The organism is Parabacteroides goldsteinii (assembly GCF_020091425.1).
Classification (GTDB): Bacteria; Bacteroidota; Bacteroidia; order Bacteroidales; family Tannerellaceae; genus Parabacteroides; species Parabacteroides goldsteinii.
The window spans coordinates 1,360,408-1,385,190 of the sequence record NZ_CP081906.1 but is presented as its reverse complement, the minus strand read 5'-3'; the positions used below and the strand labels follow the sequence as shown (position 1 = coordinate 1,385,190).

At 47.1% G+C, this 24,783-nt stretch carries 16 protein-coding genes; 9 read left to right on the top strand and 7 right to left on the bottom strand.

Annotated features, from left to right (window positions below):
- Positions 1-235: 235 nt before the first annotated feature.
- Both K6V26_RS06720 and K6V26_RS06715 read right to left on the bottom strand, forming a co-directional pair.
- Complete coding sequence (locus K6V26_RS06720) at positions 236-1,486, bottom strand: efflux RND transporter periplasmic adaptor subunit (RefSeq protein ID WP_007653317.1); 1,251 nt, start codon at positions 1,484-1,486, stop codon at positions 236-238.
- 43 nt (positions 1,487-1,529) lie between these two features.
- Entirely contained in the window at positions 1,530-2,870 is a 1,341-nt protein-coding gene (locus K6V26_RS06715) for a TolC family protein (protein ID WP_224264903.1), read from the bottom strand.
- A gap of 249 nt (positions 2,871-3,119) precedes the next feature.
- On the opposite strand from K6V26_RS06715, the gene K6V26_RS06710 reads away from it, so the two are divergent.
- The 6 genes from K6V26_RS06710 (at position 3,120) to K6V26_RS06685 (ending at position 11,780) form a co-directional block, all read left to right on the top strand.
- Positions 3,120-4,472, top strand: a complete 1,353-nt coding sequence (locus K6V26_RS06710; RefSeq protein ID WP_224264902.1) for a sigma-54-dependent transcriptional regulator — start codon at positions 3,120-3,122, stop codon at positions 4,470-4,472.
- 112 nt (positions 4,473-4,584) lie between these two features.
- Complete coding sequence (locus K6V26_RS06705; protein WP_224264901.1) at positions 4,585-5,901, top strand: sensor histidine kinase; 1,317 nt, start codon at positions 4,585-4,587, stop codon at positions 5,899-5,901.
- 181 nt (positions 5,902-6,082) lie between these two features.
- Positions 6,083-7,336 (top strand): Nramp family divalent metal transporter, encoded by a 1,254-nt coding sequence (locus tag K6V26_RS06700; protein WP_224264900.1) that lies wholly within the window; start codon positions 6,083-6,085, stop codon positions 7,334-7,336.
- Positions 7,337-7,649: 313 nt separating this feature from the next.
- Positions 7,650-9,398, top strand: a complete 1,749-nt coding sequence (locus tag K6V26_RS06695) for a glutamine--tRNA ligase/YqeY domain fusion protein (RefSeq protein WP_195585434.1) — start codon at positions 7,650-7,652, stop codon at positions 9,396-9,398.
- Positions 9,399-9,423: 25 nt separating this feature from the next.
- Entirely contained in the window at positions 9,424-10,866 is a 1,443-nt protein-coding gene (locus K6V26_RS06690; RefSeq protein WP_048314702.1) for a tetratricopeptide repeat protein, read from the top strand.
- Between the two features lie 2 nt (positions 10,867-10,868).
- Positions 10,869-11,780: a DUF368 domain-containing protein gene (locus K6V26_RS06685; RefSeq protein ID WP_010803556.1), complete on the top strand. Its 912-nt coding sequence runs from the start codon at positions 10,869-10,871 to the stop codon at positions 11,778-11,780.
- 410 nt (positions 11,781-12,190) lie between these two features.
- On the opposite strand, the gene K6V26_RS06680 is transcribed toward K6V26_RS06685, so the two are convergent.
- The 5 genes from K6V26_RS06680 to K6V26_RS06660 form a co-directional block, all read right to left on the bottom strand.
- Positions 12,191-13,585 (bottom strand): ABC transporter permease, encoded by a 1,395-nt coding sequence (locus K6V26_RS06680; protein WP_224264899.1) that lies wholly within the window; start codon positions 13,583-13,585, stop codon positions 12,191-12,193.
- 15 nt (positions 13,586-13,600) lie between these two features.
- Positions 13,601-15,136 carry an ABC transporter permease subunit gene (locus tag K6V26_RS06675; protein ID WP_007653299.1) on the bottom strand — a complete coding sequence of 512 codons (1,536 nt, stop codon included), beginning with the start codon at positions 15,134-15,136 and terminating at the stop codon, positions 13,601-13,603.
- 27 nt (positions 15,137-15,163) lie between these two features.
- A complete protein-coding gene (locus K6V26_RS06670) occupies positions 15,164-15,883 on the bottom strand; it encodes an ABC transporter ATP-binding protein (protein WP_007653298.1) in 720 nt (239 codons plus the stop codon).
- Between the two features lie 470 nt (positions 15,884-16,353).
- Positions 16,354-17,769 carry an NEW3 domain-containing protein gene (locus tag K6V26_RS06665; RefSeq protein ID WP_224264898.1) on the bottom strand — a complete coding sequence of 472 codons (1,416 nt, stop codon included), beginning with the start codon at positions 17,767-17,769 and terminating at the stop codon, positions 16,354-16,356.
- A gap of 220 nt (positions 17,770-17,989) precedes the next feature.
- A complete protein-coding gene (locus K6V26_RS06660) occupies positions 17,990-19,507 on the bottom strand; it encodes a TolC family protein (protein ID WP_007653296.1) in 1,518 nt (505 codons plus the stop codon).
- A gap of 300 nt (positions 19,508-19,807) precedes the next feature.
- Between K6V26_RS06660 and K6V26_RS06655 the strand changes: the two genes are divergently transcribed.
- From K6V26_RS06655 to K6V26_RS06645, 3 genes are read left to right on the top strand one after another with little or no spacing between them, the layout of a single operon-like run.
- Entirely contained in the window at positions 19,808-22,105 is a 2,298-nt protein-coding gene (locus K6V26_RS06655) for a GH92 family glycosyl hydrolase (protein ID WP_224264897.1), read from the top strand.
- A 40-nt stretch (positions 22,106-22,145) separates the two neighbouring features.
- A complete protein-coding gene (locus K6V26_RS06650; protein WP_224264896.1) occupies positions 22,146-23,390 on the top strand; it encodes a GAF domain-containing sensor histidine kinase in 1,245 nt (414 codons plus the stop codon).
- Entirely contained in the window at positions 23,387-24,754 is a 1,368-nt protein-coding gene (locus tag K6V26_RS06645) for a sigma-54-dependent transcriptional regulator (protein ID WP_224264895.1), read from the top strand. The genes K6V26_RS06650 and K6V26_RS06645 overlap by 4 nt, the downstream gene beginning before the upstream one ends.
- Positions 24,755-24,783 lie beyond the last annotated feature (29 nt).

Sequence of the window (24,783 nt, the reverse complement as noted above, 5' to 3'; positions counted from 1 at the left end):
GTGAACTATCCGATTATTGACCGGTTGTACCTGGCTCCCCTCTTGAGAGGGGGAAGGGGGTGTGTTATAGTTTCGTCCTATAACTGGCTTTAACACACCCCTTATCCCCTCTCAAGAGGGGAATTAGTTACTCCCGTCACTATAAACAGATAGCTCAATTTTTTCTAAATTGGCACATTAGCATATTGCCACATTGGCACATTATTTTCTATACACGATTCATTTATTCTATATATCATTCCAAAACCAACACCTCGTTATCCTTGTAGCTTTCATAGCTGGAAACGATTACCTTTTCTCCTGCTTCCAGGCCTTCTGTTACTTCATAGTACTGCGGGTTCTGACGGCCGATCTTGATCTTACGGCGATAGGCTTTCTTGCCATCTTTGTCGAGTACGAAGATCCAGCTGCCGCCGGTGCTCTGGAAGAATGTTCCGCGTGGTATGATGATACTCTCTGTCGGCTGTCCCAGTTCCAGATTGATATAATAAGTCTGACCGCTACGGATATTGTCAGGACGTTCGCCTGTAAACACCAGGTCCGTACGGAATTTACCGTCGCGAACTTCCGGATACACCTTGCGTACGGCCAGTGCGAAACTTGTTCCCTGACGGTCGAAGTCGGCATCCAGTCCCGGCTTAACACGGTCGATATAATGTTCGTCGATCATCGCTTCCACCTTATAGTCGGAAAGGTCGTTGATCTGGCCGATCTTTAAACCGGCAGAAACATTCTGTCCCAGCACGACATCCAGCAAACCCAGTTCGCCGTCAATCTGTGAACGGACATTCAGATGTTCCTTACGTTCATGAACCAATTGGATGTTACGGCGCATGTTGGCCAGACTGGTTTCCATTTCGTCCATCTGGATCGTACGGGAAATTGAATCCTGACGCAGGCGCTCGACAACAAGGTCATATTTCTTTGTTGCCAGTTCATAATCTTCTTTAGCTTTCAGATAATCTTCCTTGGCAATCAGGTTTTCATCATACAATTTCTTCTGTTGTGAATAAGCACGGCGTGAACGGGCAATGTCGACATCAAGCTGCGCCTTTTCCAACTGATTGTTCAGTTTGTCCTGTTCCATGGCCACCTGTGTGTTACGCAGGAAGTTTTGTTTTTCCGCCAGCTGAGCTTCGGCATCCAATATCTGCAAATCGAGGCTTGAATTGGAAAGGCGGATAATAACGTCACCTTTCTTCACCTGGGCACCTTCTTCCACTACTTTCTCCTGAACGATACCGCCTTCTTCCGGGCTCAACTGTACCACAGTAATCGGCTGCACCTGTCCGTTTACACGAACGAAATCATTGAACTGCTCCTTCGTAACCTCACCGATACTGATACCGCGGGCGTCCACTTTCAATGTGGATGCATGATCGCCGAAAATGATCCATCCGACCAATGCCAGGAATAAAACACCGCCACCTACATAAGGTAAATGTTTCTTCTGAATGCCTCTTTTCTTTTCTAATTGTATATCCATTGTTGTATGTTTTTATTTCTTTATTATCAGTTTCTGTTTATTCTCAGTTTATACCTTCAATCAACGGTTTACCTTTATAGTAATCAACCAACTTGCATTTCAGCAGATACATCAGCTTCCGTTGCAGCAAATCAGCTTTCGACAGCAGTAAAGTGTTGGCGCTGGTCTGTAAGTCGATCGGACTCATCAGGCCTTCTTCGAATTTGCGAAGAGTCACCTGGTAAGCTATTTCGTCCGCCTGGGCTTTCTTTTCCATCTGGATCGTTTCCTTGGCGTACCCTTCACGATCGAGGATAGCCTGTTCGATAGCCGTCTGCAACTGGCGGAGTACCTCGGTCTGCTGTTCCTGGGCGATACGCATATTATTGCGTGCCTTGCGCAGATTTGTCAGACGGTCCAGACCGTTAAAAAGCGGGAAACTCAGGTTAAAGGAAATGTATTCCCCCCGGTTGTTCTTAAACTGGCTTCCGAATGCAGCAGGAGCCTGTTCTCCTTTCAGGTTCTCATAATAATTGGTAGAAACACCGGCTGAGAAAGAGATGGAGGGTAACATGCGTCCTTTAGCCATCAGATATTGCATTTTAGATGACTTCAGTTGAAGTTGTGCCTGCAAAGCTGTCGGGTTATTATCGGATGCATAATCGTAAATTTCCTCCACCGATTCCAACATGGTTGCATACGATTTATCCAGGAGCATGGTATCTACGTCCAACTCCATATCCGACGGGAAGTTCATATTTTGTTTCAAAGTCAATATGGCTGTATTCAGCAGATTCTGCTGATGCGTCAGGTTATAATCGTTGGCAGCGACCTGCGCTTCGATCTGGGCGACATCGGCTTTTCCTTTCAGTCCCAGTTCTTCCTGGCGACGGGTTCTATACAGGATACGGCTGTTCTCTTCCAGTTGCTCGGCAGCCAGTTTCACCGTTCCCTGATAATATACGACATCCATAAAAGCCTGCATCGTATTGATTGCCAGATCATCCTTTTCCTTCTGGATATCATTCATACCCAATTGACGGTTCGCTTTTGCCATACGCCATTGGTTGATCAGTTGTCCCCCATTAAATATAGGTATGGAAACACTCAGGCCATATCCGTTATTAAATGTAGATGTATTGTTATAGACGTTGGTTTCCGGGTCAATGGAACGTCCGAAACTATACTGCGCTCCCACACTTGCACTCATGGAAGGGAAGAAAGAAGCTACTGCTGAATTCAACTCTGCTTTATAAGAATCGCTCGTATGGGTTTGTTTCTTGACTTTCGGACTGTTTTCAACGGCATAATGCATGCATTCATCCATTGTCCAGCGTTTTTCCTGGGCCATGGTAACTGTTGCCAGGCTAAGCGAAAGAATCGATGTAACTATTATCTGTTTCATTTTTGTGTTATTTTCTGCCAACAAAAGGGCAAAGAGCGTGCCAAACCTGATAAAACACTATTTATCAATAAATTGTAAAAACCATTCTTTTTCAGAAGTGTAAAGAAATTAGACAGTGGTGTATAATTATTAGACAACCTGCATTTATCCGTTTTGTACGCATATTTTATCTGTCTAAATTTTAGACACAGGTTAGGTAGTATAAAACCGAAGCCCTATCTTTGCATTATAAATACATTAAATATCACAATGGCTAAACAAGGCACCATACTGGTCGTAGACGATAACAAGGGGATTCTCACCGCAGTACAGATGCTGTTAGGCACCTGCTTCGAGAAAGTGATAACCATCTCTACTCCAAACAAAATAAAGACGACACTACATAACGAGAATGTGGACGTAGTCCTGCTGGATATGAATTTCAGTGCCGGAATCAACACCGGTAACGAGGGGCTTTTCTGGCTGTCCGAAATAAAGAAGGAAGACCCGGCCGTACAGGTCGTACTCTTCACCGCTTATGCAGACATAGACCTGGCAGTAAGGGGCATCAAGGAAGGCGCCACCGATTTCGTTGTCAAACCCTGGAACAATGCGAAACTGCTGGAAACGCTGAAAACGGCTTACGATATTCGGATGGCAAACCGGAAAGGAGTTCCGCATGAGAGCAGCAAGCAGGTTATCTCCAAGGAAAGCGGCATGTTCTGGGGCGAAAGCAACGCCATGCAGCAACTCCGCAACCTGATCGAAAAGGTTGCCAAAACCGATGCCAATATCCTGATCACCGGAGAGAACGGAACTGGTAAGGAAATGCTGGCAAGAGAAATACATATGTTGTCGAACCGCAAAAAGGAGGCTATGGTCCCCGTAGATATGGGTGCCATCACCGAGACATTGTTTGAAAGCGAACTGTTCGGCCATATGAAAGGCGCCTTTACCGATGCACGCGCCGACCGTCCCGGTAAGTTCGAGGCAGCCAACAACGGAACCCTGTTCCTGGACGAAATCGGGAACCTCTCCTATCATTTACAGGCAAAGCTACTGACGGCTATCCAGCGCCGCAGCATCGTCCGGGTAGGAAGCAACACCCCTATCCCGGTGAATATCCGCCTGGTCTGTGCCACCAACCGCGATTTGCAGGAGATGGTACAGAAAGAGCTGTTCCGTGAGGACCTTTTGTATCGTATCAACACAATACATGTAGAAATACCGTCCCTCCGCGAACGTCCGGAAGACATTGTTCCGCTGACTGAAATATTCCTGGCAAAATATTGCAATATCTACGGTAAATCCTCCATGCGCCTCAGCGCGGATGCAAAGGATAAATTGAAGCAGCAACCCTGGTTCGGTAATATCCGCGAACTGGAACATACCATCGAAAAGGCCGTGATTATTTCTGAAGGCGAAACCCTCGACAGCTCCGACTTCGACTTCCCCCGCAAGAAAGAATCGCCACTGAAAGAGGCAACCACGCTGGAAGAGATGGAGTACAACATGATTAAGAATGCCATGGACAAGTACAACGGCAATCTCTCGCTCGTCGCCAGCCAATTGGGTATTTCACGTCAGACGCTGTACAATAAAATCAAACGTTATGAATTATAATGTGCTGATATGCCAATGTGCTGATATGCCAATGAAAGGCACAGCACAACACAGCGTAGGTTGTATCCGTAATTGGCACATTGGCATATTAGCACATTGACACATTATTCTTATGTTAAAAGGTATCTATCATAGTCTGACTTTCCGGCTGGGGTTATTCGGAGTATTAACCGTTGCAGGAAGCTATTTCGCCATGACGCGGCAATGGGAATGGTTTATCCTCGTTTTCATAGGCTGGCTGTATTCCATACGGATGATGAGCCAGTTATACAAACGCAACGCCCAGAAGGTAGCCTTCATGTTCGATGCCATTGACAACAGCGACTATGCATTCCAATATGCCACCCGAGGACGTTCATCCAACGACAAACTGGTAAGCGAATCATTAAACCGCATCACCCAGATACTTTTCCAGGCGAAAGCGGAAGCTGTGCAGAAAGAAAAATATTACGAGTTGATCATGAACTCGGTCAATACCGGCATAATCGTATTGGACGACATAGGCAACATCTACCAGACCAACAACGAAGCTCTTCGTCTGCTGGGCCTTTCCGTTTTCACCCATGTCAAACAGCTGGCGCGCATCGATGAAAAACTACAGACTACGATTGCCAATATCCTCCCGGGCGACAAACATCAGATATCATTCGTAAACGAACGCGGAACGGTAAACCTTTCCATCCGCGTATCCGAAATGACCTTGCAGGAAAAACATGTGCGTATCCTGGCTATCAATGATATCAACAGCGAACTGGACGATAAGGAAATCGACTCCTGGATACGTCTGACCCGTGTGCTGACACATGAGATTATGAATTCCGTCACCCCGATCACCTCACTGAGCGATACGTTGCTTTCCATCCACGAAGACGCCGACAGCGAAATACGTAATGGCCTGGAAGTGATCAGTACAACGGGAAAGAGCCTGATCTCATTTGTCGAGTCATACCGCAAGTTTACCCATATTCCGACACCGGAACCTTCGTTATTCTATGTGCAAAAGTTTGCGGAGCGGATGACAAATCTGGCCCGTCACCACAACAATTTCCCCAATATAACGATTAATATAAATATAGAACCGGCCGACCTGATCGTTTATGCGGATGAAAAACTGATCACCCAGGTTGTACTGAACCTGCTGAAAAACGCCATGCAGGCCATCGGCAGCGGACAACCGGACGGGCTAATCGAGCTGAAAGCCTATTGTAATCCGGACGAGTCCGTGATTATCGAGGTGAGCAACAATGGTCCTACCATTCCACCGGAAGAAGCGGAACATATTTTTGTGCCGTTCTTCACGACCAAAGAAGGCGGAAGCGGCATCGGGTTGTCCATCTCGCGGCAGATCATGCGGCTCTCGGGGGGTAGCATTGCCTTAAAGAGCAATCCGGCGATAAACAAAACGTCGTTTATTCTGACGTTCCCGTAGAAAACAATAAAACGTTCCCTTTGTTATTTCTATTAGAGGTACGTCTAATTTTATTTACACCTAGGTCTAAATCGATTTACACGTACGTCTAAATGAATTTAGAGGTAGGTCTGTTTCAAAAGACTACAGGAAAGAATAAAAAGAAAGTAACTAACATTTGGATATAACAAGTAATAAAAACATGAAACTGCTAGACAAACTCAAGATCAATCACAAACCTCGTTCCGGAGGGTTAGACCTTTTAAAATACATAGGCCCTGGATTATTAGTCACCGTAGGATTCATCGACCCCGGAAACTGGGCAACCAACCTGGCAGCCGGTTCCGAATTCGGATATGCACTGCTATGGGTAGTTACTTTCTCTTCCATCATGTTGATCATTATCCAGCACAACGTTGCCCACCTCGGCATTGTAACCGGTTTGTGCTTATCGGAAGCGACCAATAAATATATGCCCCGGATGCTTAGCCGTCCTATTCTGGGTTCGGCCATGCTTGCCAGCATTTCGACTTCGCTTGCCGAGATATTGGGTGGAGCCATTGCGCTGCGGATGCTGTTCAGCATACCGATAAAGATTGGTGCCGTAATCGTTACGATTGCCTGCCTGATCATGCTTCTCAGCAATACCTACAGCAAGATAGAACGCTGGATCATCATGTTCGTTTCCATTATCGGCCTCTCTTTCCTGTATGAACTGGCTTTGGTCGATGTCAATTGGGGACAGGCCGTCACCGGATGGGTAAAACCGTCGTTTCCTCCCAACTCCATGCTGATCATCATGAGTGTGCTCGGTGCCGTAGTGATGCCCCACAACCTCTTTCTCCACTCGGAAGTGATACAGAGCCGCGAATGGAACCTGGAAAATGAATCGGTCATCAAGAAACAGCTGAAATACGAATTCTATGATACGCTCCTGTCGATGGTTATCGGCTGGGCGATCAACTCGGCCATGATTATCCTGGCAGCAGCAACATTCTTCAAAGAAAAGATTGCCGTAGACGAACTGGACCAGGCGCAACAATTACTGGTTCCCCTGGTTGGAAACAACGCCGGCGTGATCTTTGCCGCCGCACTGCTGCTGGCCGGTATTTCATCAACAATTACATCGGGTATTGCGGGAGCCTCCATCTTTGCCGGCTTCTATGGGGAAGCCTACAATCATAAAGACTTACACTCCAAGCTGGGAGTCATTCTTTCATTCGTTCCGGCCTTGCTCATCATCTTCCTGATCGGCGACCCGTTCAAAGGACTGATCCTCTCGCAGATGCTGCTGAGCGTGCAGCTTCCTATCACGGTCTTTACCCAGGTATATCTAACCTCCAGCAAGAAAGTAATGGGACAATATGTCAACTCCCGTTCAACCACCATCCTTCTCGTATTATTGGGAACCATGGTTACGGTATTGAACATAGCTCTGCTAATCAGCTTGTTCTGACGCATTACATTCTACGTTTCACCATAGCACACAGGTGACACAGATTGAACGGATGGGCACAGATTCTTATTTAATAAAATAAACATCTTCTCTGTGTAAATCCGCCAGTTCTACGTCACCTGTGTGCTATAGTGAGACTATAGTAACCCAATTAAGAAAAGCCGGTAAAACAACTTTTTCCTTATCCATGTATTATACTCTGTTCGATAAAATTAAGCCACAAATACAGGAAAAAACTTGTATTGCTATGCAGCAAATAAAGAAATCGCTACCTTTGTTCCGTTAATAAAGAAATAACATATTTATAACAGATATGAGCGATATCAGAACGAACGAAGAAGAAGGCAAAAAAAGCCTGAATTTTATTGAAGCAAATGTTGAAAAAGACCTGGCAGAAGGTAAAAATGGCGGACGTATACAAACCCGTTTCCCACCCGAACCAAACGGCTATCTGCATATAGGACACGCCAAAGCAATCTGTCTGGATTTCGGTATTGCAGAACGTTACAACGGAGTTTGTAACCTTCGTTTCGACGACACGAACCCTGTAAAAGAAGATGTAGAGTACGTCGATGCAATCAAGGAAGATATAGAATGGCTCGGATTCCATTGGGGTAACATCTATTACGCATCCGACTATTTCCAGCAATTGTGGGATTTTGCCATCCGTCTGATCAAAGAAGGAAAAGCCTATATCGACGAACAAAGTTCGGAAGTTATCGCCCAGCAGAAAGGAACCCCTACCCAACCGGGTATCAATAGTCCGTATCGCGACCGTCCCATCGAAGAAAACCTGGCGTTGTTCCAAAAGATGAGCGACGGCGAAGTGGAAGAAGGTGCTATGGTATTGCGTGCCAAAATAGATATGGCAAACTCGAACATGCACTTCCGCGACCCGATCATCTACCGCGTAGTGACGTCGGCACACCATCACCGCACCGGCGACACATGGAAAGTGTATCCGATGTACGACTTTGCCCACGGACAGAGCGACTTCTTTGAAGGCGTTACACACTCGCTTTGTACACTCGAGTTTGTGGTACACCGTCCGTTATACGACCTGTTCATCGACTGGCTGAAAGAGGGTAAAGACCTCGACGACAACCGTCCGCGCCAGACTGAGTTCAACAAACTGAACCTGAGTTATACGCTGATGAGCAAACGTAACCTGCTTACACTGGTAAAAGAAAAGCTGGTCGACGGTTGGGACGATCCCCGTATGCCGACTATCTGTGCATTCCGCCGCCGTGGTTATTCTCCCGAGTCTATCCGTAAATTCGTCGATAAGATCGGATATACCACTTACGACGCCCTGAACGAATTCGCCTTGTTGGAAAGTGCCGTTCGTGAAGATCTGAATGCCCGTGCTACCCGTGTATCGGCCGTTCTCGATCCGGTCAAACTGATCATCACCAATTATCCGGAAGGACAGGTGGAAGAGATGGAAGCTATCAACAACCCGGAAGACCCGGAAGCAGGCAGCCACCTGATCGAATTCAGCCGCGAACTGTGGATGGAAAGAGACGACTTTATGGAAGATGCACCAAAGAAGTTCTTCCGTATGACTCCCGGACAGGAAGTACGTCTGAAGAATGCTTACATCGTGAAGTGTACCGGTTGCAAGAAAAACGATGCAGGCGAAGTAGTGGAAGTCTATTGCGAGTACGATCCGAATACCAAGAGCGGCATGCCGGACAGCAACCGCAAGGTAAAAGGAACCCTGCACTGGCTGAGCTGTGCGCATAGTCTGCCGGCAGAAGTCCGCTTGTACGACCGCCTCTGGAAAGTAGAAAATCCGCGTGATGAACTGGCCGCTATCCGTGAAGCCAAGAATTGCTCCGTACTGGATGCGATGAAAGAGATCATCAATCCGGATTCTCTGAACATATTGACGAACTGTTACGTGGAAAAATATCTGGCAAACGCCAAGCCGTTAGATTATTTACAATTCCAGCGTATCGGTTATTTTAACGTAGACAAAGACTCTACGCCCGAAAAGCTCGTCTTCAACCGCACCGTATCCCTGAAAGATACATGGAGCAAGGTGAAGGACAAGGCTTAACAATGTGCCAATTAAATTATTCCCTATGAAAAAAGATGATATTTCACGCCTGCTACAACGTTATCTGTCTGCCCGCGAAATGGGAAAAGAACCCTATTTCGATGCAGATGAAGTAGATGAACTGTTGGGCAGCTTTGAAGAATCGGATAATTATGACTACTTTGATGAAGTTTTAGCCTTAGGGTTAAAACTTCATCCGGGTAATACAGACTTACAGATCAGACAATGCAAACTCTTCGTTTATAATGAAGATTATAACAGTGCACTGGCCCTGATCGATTCAATCGCTGAAACAGACAACCAGGACCTCGACTTATTACGGTTAGAATGTTATTGCATGCTCGACCGGTATGATAAACTGATCGAGTACACAGAAAAATTGATCGAAGAGGATTGCGATTATCTGGAAACCGTTTTCGAATATACCGCTCCCCTTTTAAGTGATATGGAAATGAACAATGAAGCCCGCGATTTCATAAACCGCGGCATTGATTTATTCCCTCAGAATCTGGTATTGAAAGATGAGTTATGCTACAACCGGGAAATAGAAGGAGACATCGACGGGGCGATCAGCATCTGCAACGAACTGATCGACAAAAACCCTTACTCCCACGAATACTGGTTCACACTCGGACGGTTATATTCGATTAAACTGGAGTTCGAAAAGGCAATCGAAGCATTCGACTTTGCACTGACCTGCGATGATTCGGATCCGGAATTGAAGATATTGAAAGCCTACTGCCTCTACATGAACGAAAATTATGAAAAGGCACTGGAAGTATATCAGGATATCAATGGCGACTTTGAGATGGCGGAGCGCATCAAACCGCTCATGGCTGAGTGTTATATCAAACTTGAGAATTTTGAAGGAGCCTATAATCTGCTGAAAGATATTATCGGCAAAAAGGTGACTGACAACGAACCGGCTGCATACATCAACTTCATCCGTTGCTGTGCAGAAACGGAACGTCACCGGGAGGCTTCCAAGACGTTGACAAAGGCGGTCGAACTATTCCCCAACAATGTCAGGATACTCTCTCTGCTGGCTTTGACCTATGTAGAAAACGGAGAAGACAAGCAGGCAGTCGAGACCACCGAACGTCTGTTCGAAGTATTGGATAAAGGAGACTACTATCAACCGGAAGATTTTGAAAGCCTTTTCCATGCCGGACAGTATCTCTACATGAAAGGCGATATCGACAAGGCGATCAAATATTATAATAAGGTATATGCCGTTAATCCGAATCTGCCTTTTATCCATCTCCATATGGCTATGGCTTATCTGGCTAAAGGAGATATGAAGCATTTCGGCGAGCACTTCAGCAAGACTACCCCGAAAGAACTGATCGAGTACCTGGAAAACTCAGGTATCGACTTCAGCGATGTGGAGCAGCAGTTGCTGGGCAAACATATCCCGCCGGAAGATCTGACAAAGGAATTCCTCAATAATAAGGACAATAATAACTAATAATGGACAGAAATCTAAAAGACTACGGTCTCCTACTTTTGAAAGGCATGGGTATGGGCGCAGCCGATGTTGTTCCCGGCGTATCGGGTGGCACAATTGCCTTTATTGTTGGTATTTATGAAGAACTGATCGATTCGATCAAGAGTATTAACGGAGCAAGCCTGAAGCTACTCTTCACCGGTAAGATCGCCGCTTTCTGGAAAGCGATAAATGCCAACTTCCTGCTGGCTATCGTTGCCGGCATCGGGATCAGCATTTTCTCGCTGGCAAAGCTCATTACCTGGCTGTTGGTTACCCATCCGATCCTGGTGTGGGCCTTCTTTTTCGGGTTGGTACTGGCTTCCACCTGGTTCGTATCGAAAGATATCAAACAATGGAACTGGAAATCGATACTGAGTTTTATCATCGGGGCTATCATTGCTTATTACATTACCGTTGCCACACCGGCGGAGACACCGACAAATCTATTCTTTATCTTCCTTTGCGGAGCCATTGCGATCTGCGCGATGATCTTGCCGGGTATTTCGGGTAGTTTCATTCTGGTATTGCTCGGAAAATATTTCTATATCATGGAAGCGGTAAAGACACTCAATATCCCGGTCATGCTCGTATTTATCTGTGGCGCGGCAATAGGTATCACTTCATTTTCACGAGTACTCTCTTATGCCCTGCGCCGGTTCCATGATACGACAATCGCAGTATTGGCCGGTTTTATGCTGGGTTCGCTCAACAAAGTATGGCCCTGGAAAGAAACAATCGAGACATATACCGACAGCCATGGAGTGATCAAGCCGTTGGTCGAAGCAAATATTTTGCCGGACCAGTTGTTGTGGGAAGCCGTAGGATTAATGATATTTGGCTTCGCTATCGTATATTTCCTTGAAAAGTTATCCATGAAAGGAGCTAAAGCATAAAAAAATCTCTCCCCTATGCTCACGCACAAGGAAGAGCTTGTTCTCTCGCCAAAGAGAACCTCATCAATTATGTTAACCTTTTTAGGTTATAAAAGGGAGCAGTTCGCCAGAGTTGCTCCCTTCATGTTGAAAACACACATCTTATTAGTATTGTTTATCTTTTTACCTAATTCATGGCAAATAGCATGCCATAAGTGTATCTATCTGATAACTACCTATTTTATAAATAATAACCTGTCCAATAACGGACAGCTGCCCGGTTTTACTTTACAGTATGTCCGGCAACGCCGTTTATAGTGCAAACAGCGTGCCAAAACACACAAACATCTATTTATCAAACATATATATTTATCACTAAATTCCCATTCTGTCCAATAATTAGACAGTGATGTACAAAATTTAGACAGTTATCACCGTACATCGTATCTTGTAAAGAAATAAAAGCAAGCCATAAACAAAACAGCAATCATAACTATCATAGCAATCATATAACCGCCGATGAATTCGATGCGTTGCCCGAAAGAGGCGATCTGTTCCTGGTATTGCGGAATCTGATCGACGGCTACAGGTTTCTTACTGGTGGAATAATCTTCATAAGGATTATACCAGTGAGGGCTATCGTCATCCTTGGCATCGACGTCTTTGAACCACTGTAAGAACTGTTCCTGGAAAGCATGCAGATCATTCCAGTTCTTCTGAAAACGCAGGTAACCACCTCCCAGAAACGCTTCATTCATATAATCGAACTGCGCGATCGGTGACAACAGCGTGAAATTACGGGTCTGCTCAAACTGACGGAACTGTTGCAGGTAATAGGCATCATTATACTTCTTATCGCTATTCATCAGATTGCTCTGGTTTCGTGCACGCAACTCATGCCGGGGATAAAATGCATCCATACCATTGGACGACCAGCTTCCTTCCGGTGCATTCCGGTTAATATCATTGGATGCCTCCTGGCGCTTCTGAGCCACTTCGTCCGATGTCGGTATGCTGAACAGCGTCTTTGCCCAGAATACAGACGTATTAGGAATGACCACCGCAGCAAACAACCAGAAACAAAGCGAGATAAGCAAACTGATATTGGAGTAGCGCGTCACCACCGACGACAGCAAACCGAATACGGCAAACGTAGTGATGAACAAAAGGCTGATCAGTATAAACCCGGCAGTCTCTATCAGAAAGCTACTGTTCAACTGCACCTGACCGGAAACAGCCAGGATAATCAGACTGATTATGATACCGACCAGTTCCATGACTCCTATCACTGTTATAATACTCAAAAGCTTACTGCACAAGAAGGTGCGCCGGGGTACGGCATTTGAAAAGACCAAAGCCAGCGTCCTCTCCTCTTTTTCCCCTGAAATGGCATCAAAAGCAAAAAGCAGCGTAATAAAACTCAGGAACATGGAAACGATAAACGACCAACTCAAACTATCCGTACGGATCAGAAGAGGATTATTGCTATCATGGCGTACCGAATAATCAAACACATTATAAGCACTGTAGGTAATACGGTTAGGTAAATAGCTTTCCTTACAATCCGCAATCACGCTGTTTTCGCGCGGAGAGATGATAAAGCTGTTCCTTGCTGTCGCTACTTTTGAGATATTTTCGGCTTGTTTGCCTATTGCTTCCTGCTGTGCTACGCTATATTTGGTATAGTTATCATGCATATCCTTAAAAGAAGAAGCAAATGAAACACTACCCAACGTAAACACCAGCACAACAATTACAAAAGAAACCTGAAAGCGCAGGCTATACAAATAGTTCTGCAATTCACGTATATATAAAGTTGTAAACATAACTGTAATTATTTATTATCTGACATCATATTTCATAAACGACACGATTGTCCCGACCAACAATACGATCACCAATCCCAACAGGGCACATAAACGTCCCAGCGCAGCACCCAACGTAGCCGAAAGTGTGATCGGTTGAGGAACATAGAGGGGAACACCGCTGGTATCCAGATACGGAAATTCAGAATTACTTCTGTCATATTTCTTCCACACCTCTTCGCCTCCCAAGTCAATTTCTGCCTGTGTAGGGAATTCATCCAAAGATTGGGCAGTAAAGTAAGCAGTAGACTCAAACAGCTTATGATCCTTGAAATAGGTAATGACGTTCTCCCGGTATTTACGCAAACTTTCCATATATTTAAGGAAGCTACCCGCATCGGTACGGCATAAAGCATCCGTTGTCTGGTCGAACAATTCGGAGGGCGACAACCAGGCGATGGCTTGTTGCAACCGTTGCTGACGCACCAGTCCGTCCAGATAGTTCCGCTGCAAAGTCCATTTCTTATCCGCATTATTCAGCATGAGAGGAGTTGCCCAAATCTGCATCTGCTGATGGAATAAAGGGGTCTCTTTCGGGCCTCCGGCCAATTCAAGATATTCAGGTCCGTCACCGGTACAATTATTATAACTCAAATATTTCATATTGACCCTTTGGGACGCACGCGGCCATTCCTCCATATATTCTTTATGAAAAGCCTCGTCATAATTTCTCATGGTTGCCTGTACATTATCGTATAAAGGCGCTTTCGAAATACTTTGTGCCAGATAAGTCGCAATATTAGGCATCAGGAAAAGGAACCATATCCAGCACAGCAAGCTGATAATAATAGACGAAGACGAATGCGTCACCCGACTGGAAATAAACATTCCCAACAAAAGGAATACCATCATATAAATGACGGAAGTCAGGAAAAGCAGCGACAAGCCGCCCCAGTCGGATGCTGAAAGGGAAATCGCCGGATTAACCACAATGATCAGGCAGGCCAGCAGATAACAGAACAGCAAAATAGGCAGTAACGTCAGCAACAATCCCAATAACTTACCCATCAGGAAGGAGATACGGCTCACCTGTCCGGTAAAGGTCAGCTTCATCGTCCCGTCTTCCCGTTCACGGGTAATGGCATCATACGAAAAGACGAGTGCCAGCAACGAGATAAGAATAGCGACCACTTTCGAAAAGTCTATCGAGAAGAAGGCATTCAACGAAGGGTTGTCGCGGGTAAGAGTATGCCCTTCGGGAAACAGCGGATATTCCCAGAAAGAAACCTTCACCTTATTGCCGACATCACCGATAATACCCGTACTAAAGATACTCAGCGGCTCCGGCACCTGTATAACAGTAGGACGAACATGTGACCATACGCGGCTCTCTTTCATTTCCTTATCCGCCTTTGCCTGTTCGATCTTAAAGACACGGACCTGGTTCTGATAATTCTCCACACTGACGATCACCGTGAACGGTATCACCAGCAGGCACAGTACAAACCCTATAATAAACCTGACCGACAACAAGTTCAGCAGGAAATCTTTCTTTGCTATTAACCAAATCATATTACTTATTATTAATGGTTTATACTCTTATTCCAAAATAGCTTCCTGCATATAATCCAGATAGATACGCTCGAGGTCGTCCTGGAGGAACTCTTCACGGCTACGGAGCATCACCAGGCGGCCTTCTTTCATGATACCGACACGGTCGGCCACTGCCTTGGCACGGAACAGGTCGTGGGTACACATCAGGATACTCTTGCCGGCGTTACGGAGGTTAATCAGTATCTGCATCAGTTCGGCGGCACTCTTGGGGTCGAGTCCGGTGGTCGGCTCGTCCATGACGATGTTGTCGGCATCTTTGATGATGGCGATGGCCAGTCCGACCTTCTGACGCATACCTTTGGAGAAGGTTTTCAGCTTGCGTTCGAAGGCTTCTTCCTGCAGGCCGACACGACGCATGACGTTATAGTAATCGTCTTTCGTCAGGTTCGTCTTACCGCCCAGGCGGGCAAAGAAGTCGAGGTTCTGACGGGCGGTGAAGTTGCCGTAGAGCATTACATTCTCGGAAACGAAAGCGACATGCTTCTTGGTTTCCAACGGTTTTTCCATAACGTCGATACCGTCGATCAGGGCATGGCCCGAAGTGGGTTCGATGAAGTTGAGGAAGATATTGATAGAAGTGGTCTTCCCTGCCCCGTTTGCTCCCAGCAGGAAAAATATTTCGCCCGGTTTGATCTCTAGGTTCAAGGCATCAAGGGCCAGATTGCCGTCTTCATATCTCTTTGTCAAATCGATTGCTTGTAACATGGTGTTTATGCTTTAATTTCAATTGTTATTATTCTTATTTTCGTTATTACTTTTCTCTTGAAAGAAAAGTAATCAAAAGTTCAAGGCTACATCTGCCTCGCTACTCCGCATCCTACGTTCGCTGTCGCCTCCGAACTCGCTTCGCTCAAACAGCGGATGCTCCGAACGCTCACTCCGGCTGCTGCGCTTTACGCTCGCCAGCTGATGCCTTTTTAGGAAGTTTCACTTCCTCCGGGGATGGCCGACACTGCCTGTTATATAGGTGTCGGTGTCGGCAATCCCCAAAGAACGCAACGCGTTCTATGAAAGGCATCAGCGGATGAACGTCCGCGAAGGAAGAAGACGAAGCTTCAGGAGCATCTGCTGTTTGAGCGAAGCGAGTTCAGATGCGACAGCGTAGTCTTCTTCCGTAGCAGTGAAGCCGGTGCAGCCTTGATCTTTTGGTTACTTTTCCATCAAGGGAAAAGTAACTATCTTTTGCTAAGCTTCATCCCGAACCAAACGATTCCCCCGATAAAGCCAACCAGCAACAGGATCAGGAAGATGGTGCCGAAGACAGAAGTCGAAGCATTTACCTGGATGCGGACTGTCTTGTCTTCCGTATCTACCTTGCGGTTGTCGGCCATTGCTTCCGTTTTGATCTTCACTTCCTGGGCACCTACTCCACCGTCTGATGGCGGGATGATGGTTACTTTTACCGTTAATTCCTTTTCCGGTTCCAGGCTGCTGATTACATCCGGTTCGATACGGGTATCCCATCCGAGAGGCTTCTCTGTTGTCAGCTTGATGTTATCCAGGCGGCGGGTTCCACCGTTGCGGACTGTTACGTCCATAACCACTTCTTTGCCGACGGTCGTTTCGTGGTAGAGATTGTTTGCACGCACTTCGATCTTTCCTTTTCCGCGGGGGATAATCTCCAGGTTCTCGCTTCCGGCCTTCTCGCCGTTCGACGCCGTTACGGTCTGCACCTGGAACTTTATCGGCTTATCGATCACTACCTGCTGGTCGTCGCGATCCGGCAAATAGACCTGCAAAGATAACTTCTTTATGTTTACACCCTGCGCAAATTTGATCTGCGTCACCTTACTTTCTCCGTCGGTAAAGTCGTAACTGATCTGGCGCGGCAGGTCAAGCACTTCCAGGCGGTAGACATCATCCGAAGTGGAGAAGCGCTCAAGTGTCAGATCGTAAGTCGCTTTGCTGCTCAGATCAGCTTCCTGGCTGAACTGCATGGAGGATATGTCGATCACGTTCACACTGGCATCTTTTTTCAGATAGATATTCTTTTCATCCTTCCGGTTGTTGTAGTTCAGCGAAACGGTCAGGTTCTCCGCATCTTTCAGCAATTCGAAATCGGCCGTCGCCACCTTCCCCAACTCGATGGAAGGGACACGAAACTCATACGGCGAACCGATGATCGTTTTCGACTCATTATCCACCAAAGATACATATATATTATATATCTTACCGGAACGCATCTCAGGCGTGAACACATCGAAGTGTTCCTTGAACTGGCTCAGATACTCTTCGTTCCCTTCGAGGGCACTTTTCAGGGTGATCTTCACCTTGCGTTCGCCCCGCTGGTCCTGATACTTCACCGCACGTTCCACCGTTATGTAACTCTGCTGGGAGATCAGCTTCAGGATCAGTTTCTGATAATCGACTTCCTTACTCAGCAGCTCATTCTTCGAACGGTTGAAATCGTTGGCTGAAATGGCTTTTTCATTATACAGCTTCGTGTCGTTCTCATACTTCTGTTTGGCCACTTCGTAATCGGCACGGGTCTTTTTCAGGTCGAGCAACAAGGCTGCCTCGCTGTCTTCCTGTGCCCGGACGGTAAAGGGCATCAGAAGGATGGCCAGCAATACCGCAATAAAACTTTTCATGTGTTTGTTCATCTGTTCTTATTTATTATGTTATCATTCTAATTTGCTCCCGAAGGCGTTTCAGTTTCCCGCTATGAAAACTTTAGTTTTGTCAGGAGGAAACTAAAGTTTTGCGCCGAAGAAACTAAAGTTTCATGCAGGAGAAACTTTTGTTTCACAAGCAGGAACAGCAATGAAACTGCAATCTACTATGAACCAGAATACTAAGCGAATCTGGTTTCTATCCTTTCTCCGGCAGAAAACTGCGGTTATGTTCGAAGTCATACATGGTCTTCCGGTTCAGGTCGGCCACCGAGAGACGATAGGTGATATAACTGTCGATATAGGCAAGCTGCACCTGCGAAAGGCGCTCCTGTTCGATAGAAAGTTCCTGGCTCGTCATATCGCCGTTCTCAAAACGCATCTGGCTGATACGGTAACTCTGTATCGCCACTTCCTGGTTCCGGCGGTTGATGCGGTAACGCTTCTCCGCTTCATACACGCTACGGACGATCTCGCGAATTTCCTGTTCGATAGTCCGCTTGGTATTGTCGAGATTCAATTCGCGCTGTTTCAGGCGGACTTGCTCGCGGCGTACCTGGTTTTTGGCACGTCCCCAGTCCAGAAGCGGATAAGAGACGGTCAGGGCGATTCCCCGGTTAGCCGGACGGTCGCGCATGTTATCAAAGGATGAGCCGACCAGTTGACCGACAGTTCCATCTCCGCGTGTACTCAATCCGGTGAAATCATAATAGGCGGAAATGTTTCCTTTAAATTCCCGTTCCCGTTTGGCACGCTTCACTTCGATGGCCTGAAGTTCGATATCGAGGTTGTCTTCCTTTATTTCCATGCGGTTACGCAAAGCCTCGTCGATGGCCAGTTGCATGTCGACGATGAAGGCTTCGAACTCCATATCCGCTTTCAGGTCGATCTCTTCTTTGAGGTCAAGGCCGATAAGTAGCTTGAACTGGTCTTTGGCGGCGGCGAGCTTGCCTTCGCTTTCCATCACACGGGCTTCGTCTTGTGCGACGGTAATCTCGGCGATCAGCATTTCACCTTCGGGAAGGTTGCCCGTCTCCTGTTTCAATTTGGTGATACGGTAGGCTTCACGGGAGTTGACCAGGCGGTCCTGATTGATTTTATGTTCGTAGGCCAGTTTATATACAGTATAGAAACTCTCCGTTACATTATAGACAATATCCATCTGGATACGGGTGAAATAGCAGGTACTCTTCTTATAATCGAGTTCGGCCACTTTCATGTTTTCCTTCAGTTTATTGGCGGTAAAGATGGGTTGGTTGAAAGAGAGGGCGAAACGGCTGTACACCTGGTCGCGTTCCAGCTCTTCATAATCCCGCTGCGAAAGTGTAGTCCGGTAATTCTCCCAGTACATCTTGGAACTCAGGGCGAAATTACCGCCGGTAGGCAAGACATATGTAAAGTTCAGGTTACCGCCCACTTGCAACGAACCGGTAGAGTTGTAGACCGGCAGACCGTCGGCCTGCGAAATCTCCGTCAGGCTTTCCGTCCATGAAGGAGTAAAGAAGTCAAAGTTCAGCAACGGCTTGAATTGTGCTTTTGTGTAAAGGTAAGAGTAACGGGTTGCGTCCATATCTTCCTTGTAATATTTCACCGTATAGCTCTCTCCCAAAGCAATGTGAATCGCTTCATCATAGGTGATCTGCCGGAGATTCTCCGTCTCCGCATGCCCTGCCAAAGCGAATCCCATCAACAGTGATACCAGTAAATTTCTTTTCATACTATATCGAATTAAGTTCTTTCGGGTAACAGGTTACCCAATTGTCATTATTTATTGTTTTACCTGCCTATAATAAGGCAAATGGCGTGCCAAAACTGCAACCGGTTGTATTTCCACCGGTTACCCGGATGGGTAATTATTTCCCTCTTGGGTAAAAGGGAAAGCCGTTACCCAAAGTGGGTAATATTTTACCCAATTGCACGCTATCATAAGATAATGCAACCGAATCAGCAGAAAGTTATATACCTGTACACAAGAAAACACATACCTTTGCCTTACAATAATTAATAGATCAACACCATGAATAGCAGACAAATAAGCAGTTACATCTTAATTCTCCTGACTCTCCCTTTCACCCTCATTTCGGCAAAACCGAAAGAACCCGTCGATTATGTGGATATGTTTATCGGTACTTCCAACTCCCGGTGGATGCTGGGGCCTTACGCACAAGAACCGTTCGGTATGGTGCAACTCGGACCGGATAACCAGGGGAATGTCTGGATGGGAGGATACGAATACGCCATCAATAGCGTTTCCGGTTTCAGCCATCTGCATGCCTGGACGATGGGTGGCCTGATGATCATGCCGACCACAGCCGACCTGGCCCTGACAAACCCTTCGGCCGATTCTCCCTATAAAGGAGCAAACGCCGGCTATCATTCACGCATACTGAAAGAAACGGAAAAGGCCTCACCCGGTTACTATTCCGTCTATTTATACGATCATGAGGTAAAAGCGGAACTATCGGCCACCACCCGTTGCGGCATTCACCGGTACACTTTTCCCGAAAGAAAAGAATCCAGGATACTGATAGACCTCCTATTCCCGACCGAATGGGACTACGGCTTCAATGTGAAAGATGCCTGCATCACCAGAGTCAGCAACACCGAACTCGAAGGATATGCCGACTGCCAGTCCGGTCCGTGGAGTAACTGGAACAACTACAAACTGCATTTCGTCATCCGCTTCAGCAAACCTTTCTCGCAACTGAACGGATGGAACGAAGGAGTAGAAAAAGACGACATACAATCCATTGCCGGCAAGAACGATATCGGAGCCTACGCAATCTATTCCACAACCGAAGGAGAAAGCATAACCGTCTCAACCGGTTTATCGCTGGTAAGTATCGAACAGGCACGGCTGAATATGGACACCGAACTCGCCCCCTTGCAATATGACTTCGACCGGGTAGTCGCCCAGACCCGCAACAAATGGAACGAACTGCTCGGCAGGATAGAAGTAGAAGGAACGAACGAGGTGGACAAAACAAAATTCTACACCAACTTGTATCGTGCCTATGCCGGCAAACAAACATGGAACGATGTGAACGGCCAATATAGAGACGCTTGTGAAAACATACAGCAACTGGATCACGGGAATATGTATGGCGGCGATGCCTTCTGGAACAGTTTCTGGAATCTAAACGGCCTCTGGTCGATCATCTCCCCCCGCATCGTGGACGATTGGGTAACCACCCAGCTGGAGATGTTCAAACATACCGGATGGACAAGCAAAGGGCCGGCCGGACTGGAATACTCCGGCATCATGGAAGGTTCGCACGAAACAGCCCTGATGGTTGCCACCTATCAAAAAGGCATACGCAAAGACGGTGAAGCGATCTATGAAGCCGTGCTGAAAAACGTCACGGAAACAGGTATCGACCATCCCTGCGGAGGCAGCTGCGGCAACCCTCTGCTGGACGTTTATATCAAACAAGGTTATATGCCGATGGAAAAGGGAGTGGTTTCCAAAACACTCGATTATGCGTACGACGACTGGTGCGTCTCCCAACTGGCCCTGGCACTCGGAAAGAAAAAAGAAGGAAAAGCGCTGCTGGCACGTTCGATGAATTATAAGAACGTATTCCACCCGGAGAAAAAGTTCGTCATGCGGCGTGACAGCCTGGGTAACTGGGACCCGGATTTCGATGTGTTCTCCAATAAGGGATTCATTGAAGGCAACAGCTGGCAATACTCCTGGTACGTGCCGCACGATATTCCCGGACTGGTAGACTTCCTGGGGAAAGACCTCTTCAACAGCCGGCTGGAAGAGGGATTTATCAAATCGGAAAAGCATAAGTTTGCCGCCCATGTATTCGACCGTACCACAGGACAGTCGGCTGAGTTTTACATCAATCAGGGAAACGAAGTAAATATGTGTACCCCGTTCCTGTTCAACTATTCCGGTAAACCCTGGCTGGCCCAGAAATGGTCGCGTGCCATCCTGGACAGTTTCTACGGCTCAACCCCTTATCATGGTTGGGAAGGCGACGAGGATGAAGGTCAGATGGGCGGTTGGTACGTGATGAGCGCACTGGGTCTGTTCGAAATGAACGGAGGAGTTTCCCTGAAGCCGGAACTGGAACTGAGCAGCCCGCTATTCAACAAAATAACGATCCGTCTGGACCCCGGTTATTATAAAGGGAAGACTTTCACGATCGAAGCCCGCAACAACTCAAAAGAAAACATCTATATCCAAAAGGCTTATCTGAACGGAAAAGAACTGAAACAACCCCGAATACCATTCGCTGCCATCGTATCCGGAGGGACGTTGTTGCTCGAGATGGGAGATAAACCGAAGTTCGATTGTTTCAATTAATACGATTTTGCGTACTTTTGCACAAAGATCAAGAAAAAGTATGCCACTATTCAAGAAGGACGAACAACCCAGGCAACCGAACCTGGAGCAGCTGCTCTCGGAGTTTAACCGGTCGCTCACTCTGATCGTCGACAAGTCATTGCTGATCGGCAATATCGTTGCCAAGGTAAAGCAAATATGCCCGGTAGAAAGTGTTTATATCTTCCTGCTGGATGAAAACACAGGCAAATTCAAACTGCAGAACGAAGCGAAGAACAAGCCTGTGACGCTGACCAACCGCAGCCGGCTGATCAGCTGGCTGTCTGTCAACGAAAAGCACCTGATCATCTCCAGGCATCCGGATATCGTCTCCTATTTTCCTCCCGAAGAACAGGAAATAATCAGGCAACTGGGTGCCGAACTGATCTTCCCCCTCAAGATCATGAACCAGATCAACGGTACGATCTTTTTAGGGAAGAAAACCGATGGCGCCCCATTCACCGAACAGGAACTGAACCTGCTTTCCATCCTGATCAACCAGGCTACATTCGCCATCGAACATGCTTCGCTTTACGAGCAGCAGACCGAACGTCTGAAAAAGATGTACCGTACCGACCGCCTGGCAACGCTCGGCGAACTGGCAGCCGGGGCGGCCCATGAGATACGTAACCCGCTGACAGCCATCCGGAGCACGATACAATATCTGAGCAAAGACTTCAGCGCCGACCCAGTAAAAAGCGAAATGGTGACGGAGCTGATCTCGGAAGTGGAACGTATCAACAAGATCGTACAAGGTCTGTTGTCTTTCGCCCGTCCGTCCGACCTGAACACGTCCGATATAAATATTGAACAGCTGATCAACCAGACGCTCCTGCTGGTGACCAATACATTACGCAAACAAAACGTAGAGGTGGAATTCGAATACTTCACAGACAACACGACCATCCAGGGGGATGCGGAACAGCTGAAACAGGTTTTCCTGAATATCATCCTGAATGCCGTCGAAGCGATGGGGAAGAATCCGCCGGAACGCTCGCGTACATTAATAATAAGTATAGAAAAGAGAACTCCCATCAATACCCATTCCCGTTACCTGATCATCTCATTTGAAGATAGCGGCAAGGGGATCGAACAGAAGAACATCGAGAATGTATTCAACCCCTTCTTCACGACCAAGGAAGAAGGGACCGGACTCGGGCTCGCCATCTGCTACGGTATCATCAACCGCCATGAAGGCGAGATCGAAGTAAAAAGCGTGCCGGACAAAGGCACTTGTATAAATATAAAATTACCGCAACGCATATGAAAGCAAAAATAGTAGTTGCCGACGACGAGCCGCGCATCCGCAAGATGATCGCCCGTTTGCTGACCGATGAAGGATATGATGTAATGCCCGTCGAAAACGGACGGGAGGCGGTAGAGGCTCTCCTCTCCTTCCAGCCCGACGTTATTCTGCTGGACCAGCAGATGCCGGTACTGACCGGTGTGGAAGCATTGGAGGAGATCAGGCGTATCTCCCCGACCCAGGTTGTCCTTTTTGTGACAGCCTTCGGTTCCATCTCCCTCGCCGTCGACGCTGTGAAGAAAGGGGCTTACGACTTTATAGAAAAGCCTTTCGACAACGATAAATTATTACTCACCGTCAAACGTGCCGTCGAACACAGCCGCATGAAAGGTGAAATCTCCACCCTGAAAAAGACACTGGGGGAAAAACGAAGCAACGTGATCGGCGAGAACACAGGACTGAAACAAGTGATGGCACAGGTCCTGCGGGTAGCGGAAACCAATGCGACCGTCCTGATCCACGGCGAGAGCGGTACAAGAAAAGAACTGATCGCCCGTGCCGTCCACCACAACAGCCTGCGGGCAAACGGTCCTTTCGTTGCGATCAACTGCGGCGCCATTCCCCTGACATTGATGGAAAGCGAACTATTCGGCCATGAACGCGGTGCCTTTACCGATGCTAAAGAAGCAAAGGCGGGTACTTTCGAGCGGGCAAACGGCGGGACATTGTTTCTCGACGAAGTGGGAGAACTTCCCCTGGATGCACAGGTTAAATTGCTCCGTGTGCTGGAAGAGCGGAAGATCACCCGAATCGGCGGAAAGAAAGCGATACCGGTAGATGTGCGTATCGTAGCCGCCACCAACCGTAATCTGGACGATGAAGTAAAAGGCGGACATTTCCGTCTCGACCTGTTGTATCGTCTGAATGTATTTACCCTGATCCTTCCCCCGCTCAGGGAAAGGAAAGAAGATATTCCCCTGCTGGCTAATTTCTTTATCCGTAAATACAACCAGGCGTTGAGCCTCGATGTGCAGTCTATCACTCCCGAAGCGGTAAAGCTACTCTCCTCTTACGACTGGCCCGGCAATGTGCGTGACCTGGAGAACGCCCTGCAAAGTGCCATGATCTTATGCACGGACGGCACGATCCGCCCCGAACATTTGCCCGACCGGGTAAAAGGATATGATTCGACGGAAGAAGCAACCATCGCCGGAAGCGGAGGAAGCATCCGCGAAATCAATGCGCAAATGGAAAAGGAACTGATTCTGGAAGCCCTAAAGAAGCACAACTTCAACCGGACACTGACAGCCGAGGCTCTTGCTATCAGCCGGAAAACGTTGTTTAACAAAATGAAGCGTTACGGACTGTCTACAGATGAAATTTGACAGACAGCCATTACTATTCATTGGCTATC

Excerpts from the sequence above, each read along its gene's own strand:
- K6V26_RS06705 (WP_224264901.1), top strand. The coding sequence starts at position 4,585 with ATGTTAAAAGGTATCTATCATAGTCTGACTTTCCGGCTGGGGTTATTC.
- K6V26_RS06655 (WP_224264897.1), top strand. The coding sequence starts at position 19,808 with ATGAATAGCAGACAAATAAGCAGTTACATCTTAATTCTCCTGACTCTC.
- K6V26_RS06710 (WP_224264902.1), top strand. The coding sequence starts at position 3,120 with ATGGCTAAACAAGGCACCATACTGGTCGTAGACGATAACAAGGGGATT.
- K6V26_RS06660 (WP_007653296.1), bottom strand. The coding sequence starts at position 19,507 with ATGAAAAGAAATTTACTGGTATCACTGTTGATGGGATTCGCTTTGGCA.
- K6V26_RS06720 (WP_007653317.1), bottom strand. The coding sequence starts at position 1,486 with ATGGATATACAATTAGAAAAGAAAAGAGGCATTCAGAAGAAACATTTA.
- K6V26_RS06670 (WP_007653298.1), bottom strand. The coding sequence starts at position 15,883 with ATGTTACAAGCAATCGATTTGACAAAGAGATATGAAGACGGCAATCTG.
- K6V26_RS06665 (WP_224264898.1), bottom strand. The coding sequence starts at position 17,769 with ATGAAAAGTTTTATTGCGGTATTGCTGGCCATCCTTCTGATGCCCTTT.
- K6V26_RS06675 (WP_007653299.1), bottom strand. The coding sequence starts at position 15,136 with ATGATTTGGTTAATAGCAAAGAAAGATTTCCTGCTGAACTTGTTGTCG.
- K6V26_RS06715 (WP_224264903.1), bottom strand. The coding sequence starts at position 2,870 with ATGAAACAGATAATAGTTACATCGATTCTTTCGCTTAGCCTGGCAACA.
- K6V26_RS06685 (WP_010803556.1), top strand. The coding sequence starts at position 10,869 with ATGGACAGAAATCTAAAAGACTACGGTCTCCTACTTTTGAAAGGCATG.
- K6V26_RS06645 (WP_224264895.1), top strand. The coding sequence starts at position 23,387 with ATGAAAGCAAAAATAGTAGTTGCCGACGACGAGCCGCGCATCCGCAAG.
- K6V26_RS06695 (WP_195585434.1), top strand. The coding sequence starts at position 7,650 with ATGAGCGATATCAGAACGAACGAAGAAGAAGGCAAAAAAAGCCTGAAT.
- K6V26_RS06690 (WP_048314702.1), top strand. The coding sequence starts at position 9,424 with ATGAAAAAAGATGATATTTCACGCCTGCTACAACGTTATCTGTCTGCC.
- K6V26_RS06700 (WP_224264900.1), top strand. The coding sequence starts at position 6,083 with ATGAAACTGCTAGACAAACTCAAGATCAATCACAAACCTCGTTCCGGA.
- K6V26_RS06680 (WP_224264899.1), bottom strand. The coding sequence starts at position 13,585 with ATGTTTACAACTTTATATATACGTGAATTGCAGAACTATTTGTATAGC.
- K6V26_RS06650 (WP_224264896.1), top strand. The coding sequence starts at position 22,146 with ATGCCACTATTCAAGAAGGACGAACAACCCAGGCAACCGAACCTGGAG.